Origin of the sequence: Haematobacter sp. (assembly GCF_032102465.1) — a bacterium.
GTDB lineage: Bacteria > Pseudomonadota > Alphaproteobacteria > Rhodobacterales > Rhodobacteraceae > Haematobacter.
Map to the genome: position 1 here is coordinate 1 of NZ_DAMDHB010000077.1, position 3690 is coordinate 3690.

A 3690-nucleotide genomic window follows, 5' to 3' on the forward strand; every position below is an offset into this window, starting at 1 on the left:
TGGTGGGTCGTGACGGGTTCGAACCGCCGACATTCTCGGTGTAAGCGAGACGCTCTACCAACTGAGCTAACGACCCTAGCACCGACCGTTTAGCGATGACGGAACAGCCGCGCAAGCCTTCGTTACGGGTTCTCGAAATCATGCCACGGCCCGTCCGAACAGTGCTTCCAGGGATTGCGGCGAGGGAAAACAACATCGCGTGGGAGAGTTTCGCCTATCAAGACAGCAGGCCCCGCGCGAGACCGTCGTTCAGATGATCGCTGCTTCCGTCGCCGCGCACCCGCAATGTCCTCGCCACGGCGGAGCCGTAGGGCGAGTTAGCCTTTGCCCTCCCAGGGAATTGGTTCGAGATCGCCCCGCGCATGGGACAGATTGAGCGCCGAGATCGGAAGGAGCAGGGCGCCGTACAGCGGCACCGGGCGATATATCCTGACGCTCTTCCGGGGGCGGCTTCTTACCGTGAATGGGGCGAGCAGGTGGCTGAAAAAGTTCTGAACCCTCATGCCTATACATTGGGCAGCGGGAAATCTGCCCCAGAATGATCCGGATTGTGTAGATCTCAGGCTGGATTTCGTCAGACTGGGAAAGATTTCCGATCCAGCATAGAGTTGAAAGCCTGTCACAGCGGCCTGTTAGGGCCGCAATCTGGGCGGCCCCGGCCTGCTGTACCCAAAAAGCTCGCGACCTCTTCACACCAACACGGACGTGATGGAAACTGCCATGCCAGCAATGCATGGCATCCCTCAATCGCTTACAAACCCCTTCGGAACCGGGTCGGGGGCAAGAAGACGGCAGCACGCTCGACGCGCGGTATCGGCTCATTCTTCTCTTCCGGCCCCGACACCCGCTCAGATGCAGCGTCCGCCATCGACCTCCATCGCAATACCGGTGATCATCGAGGCTTCCTCCGAGCACAGGAAGGCCGCCGCATTGCCCATGTCCTGTGGTGTGGAAAATCTGCCAAGCGGAATGGTGGAGAGGAATTTCGCACGCATCTCCGGGGTGTCTGCACCCATGAATGTGGCGAGCAGCGGTGTGTCGCCAGCCACGGGATTGATCGCGTTCACACGGATGCCGAAGGGTGCGAGTTCGACCGCCATCGCGCGCGTGGCAGTGATGACCCAGCCCTTGGAGGCGTTGTACCAGGTAAGGTTCGGACGGGGCGAGACGCCTCCGGTGGAAGCGACGTTCAGGATCGCGCCGGACCTCTGGGCTTTGAAATGCGGCACCATCGCGCGGGCGCCGTTATAGACGGAGCGCATGTTCACGTCCGCAATGCGCTCGAAGGTTGCTTCGTCAACGTCCTCCAGCGCAGTCGGCACATGCCCCACACCCGCGTTGTTCACAAGGATGTCCAGCCGCCCGAAGGCCGAAATTGCTGCTTCTCGGGCGCCCTCCATACCCGCGGGCAGCGATACGTCGCCCACAAAGGCACGGCACGCATCTCCGGCACTTTCCGCCACGCGCACTGCGCCCGCTTCATCGCGATCCATCACGATCACCTGCGCGCCTTCTGCGGCGAATTTCCGCACAATCCCCTCGCCAAAGCCCGATCCACCGCCGGTGACGATCGCCACCTTTCCGTCAAGTCGCATCAGAAATCTCCTCCAGGCGCCCTCCCCGGCCGCCATGCCGCACAGGATGACCAAACAATGCGACAAGAGCCAGCCGCTTTGTTGTCCCGCGCAGGCTTTCCCGACTTGAGCCTTCTTCGCGCCCTGACGCATGATCCCCCAGGTGGAGGAGATGATGATGACAGATTGGGAAAGCCGCGCCGCCGCACTTTACGACGGCGGCTTCCGTCCGATGCATATCGGGGGGCGGTGGCTGTCCGCGCATTCCGGCGCGGTGATGGAGGCGCGAAACCCGGCAACCGGCGCGCTGCTCGCAACGGTCCCCCGCGGGGACGCCGCCGACATCCACGATGCGGTTACCGCCGCGCGGCGTGCTTTCGAGGGCCCGTGGGCGCGGTTCACCCCTTTCGAGCGTCAGGCGCTGCTGCTCAGGATCGCGGAACGCTTCGAAGCAGAATGGGAGACGCTGTGCCTGTCCGACACGCTCGACATGGGAATGCCCATAGCCCGGACGCTGGCAAACCGGCGCCGGGTGATCGGCATGCTGCGCTTCTATGCCGGGCAGGCGGTGGCCTTTCATGGCGCCACCATCCCCAACTCCTTTCCCGGCGAGATCCTGTCCCAGACGGTGAAGGAGCCGGTCGGCGTCGTTGGGGCGATCATTCCATGGAACGCGCCGATTGCCGGGTCTGTCTGGAAGATCGCGCCTGCTCTCGCCACGGGGTGCACGGTCGTCCTGAAGCCCTCGGAAGAGGCGTCCCTGACGGCGCTGATGATCGCCCGCCTCATGCAGGACGCGGGCTTGCCGGATGGAGTTCTGAATGTCGTCACCGGAACGGGGCCGGAGGCGGGCGCGGCACTCGCTGCCCATCCGGGCGTGGACAAGATCGTCTTTACCGGCTCCACCGCGACGGGACAGGCAATCGCCCGTGCCGCGACCGGCAATCTGAAGCGCGTGTCGCTGGAGCTCGGGGGCAAGTCGCCTGTGATCGTGTGCAGGGATGCCGATATCGACAAGGCGGTGCCCGTCGCCGCGATGGCAGTCTTTGCGAACTCGGGTCAGATCTGCATCGCCGGTTCGCGGCTGTTCGTTGCCCGCGAGATACACGCGGAATTCGTCAGACGGGTTGCCGATTTCGCGCTGGCGCTGCACGTCGGAAACGGGATCAGCGAAACCGCCGAGATCGGTCCGATCATCTCCGCCCGGCAGGTCAGCCGGATCGAGGGCTATCTGGCCGCGGGCAGGGCGGAGGGTGCCAGCCTGCTGACCGGTGGTGAACGGCTGACGGGCGGAGATTGCGCCCGGGGGAACTACATTGCCCCCACCGTCTTCGGCGATGTGACGGATGCAATGACCATCGCGCGCGAGGAGATCTTCGGCCCGGTCGTCTCCGCCCTTCCCTTCGATACGCTGGAGGAAGTGGTGGAACGGGCCAATGCGACGCCCTACGGTCTCGCGGCGGGAATATTCACGACCCATCTCGGCACCGCGCACAAGCTTGCCAGACGTATCCGGGCCGGGTCGGTCTGGGTGAACATGTATCACGCGATCGACCCCGCCGTTCCCTTTGGCGGGGTGAAGATGTCAGGCTACGGGCGCGAGGGCGGGATAGAGCATCTGGAGGAATATCTCGACACGAAAGCCGTGTGGATCAATACCGACTGAAGTCCCACGACTGCATCTACTCTGGACGCAGGCATCCCGGCGACCACGCTCGAAAGACATCAACAACCGGGAAAGTCCGTCACTGCTGCAGAGCCGGAGAGATTGAGCAGCGTGCCTTGCGAAGCCACAGCCCCCCGCCGCCATGGGTGCAGCTGCCCCTGCGATGGCCCGACCCATTGGCGCGAGCCCGACCTTGAAGGACGGACCCAGGGAAATACGAAGATCCGGCGTTGCCTGTAGCTTCGGGGCGTGGGTATCGCACTGCAAATCCACCCCTGCCTTGGCATTGGGTTTTACTCCAGCGCCGACAGGACTCTGGTTGGTGTTTTATGCCGATCGGCGACGGGGGAGCGATCGCCGACGCGCAAAGCTTTCGTCTTGTGCAGCGGTGTCCGGGGTTAGCGTCCGCGCACGTGGTGTAATTTCAGCGCCTTCGACGGTGTAATCCCG

2 protein-coding genes and 1 tRNA gene are annotated in these 3690 nt (G+C 63.6%); 1 reads left to right on the top strand and 2 read right to left on the bottom strand.

Annotation, left to right across the window (positions count from 1 at the left end; all coding sequences use genetic code 11):
* Both RT513_RS20680 and RT513_RS20685 read right to left on the bottom strand, forming a co-directional pair.
* Positions 1–76 (bottom strand) — tRNA-Val (locus RT513_RS20680).
* 772 nt (positions 77–848) lie between these two features.
* The gene (locus tag RT513_RS20685) at positions 849–1595 is read right to left on the bottom strand and encodes a glucose 1-dehydrogenase (RefSeq protein WP_088214582.1); all 747 of its coding nucleotides are present in this window, start codon (positions 1593–1595) and stop codon (positions 849–851) included.
* Positions 1596–1752: 157 nt separating this feature from the next.
* Between RT513_RS20685 and RT513_RS20690 the strand changes: the two genes are divergently transcribed.
* Positions 1753–3240 (top strand): aldehyde dehydrogenase, encoded by a 1488-nt coding sequence (locus tag RT513_RS20690; protein WP_290684697.1) that lies wholly within the window; start codon positions 1753–1755, stop codon positions 3238–3240.
* Positions 3241–3690: the final 450 nt, after the last annotated feature.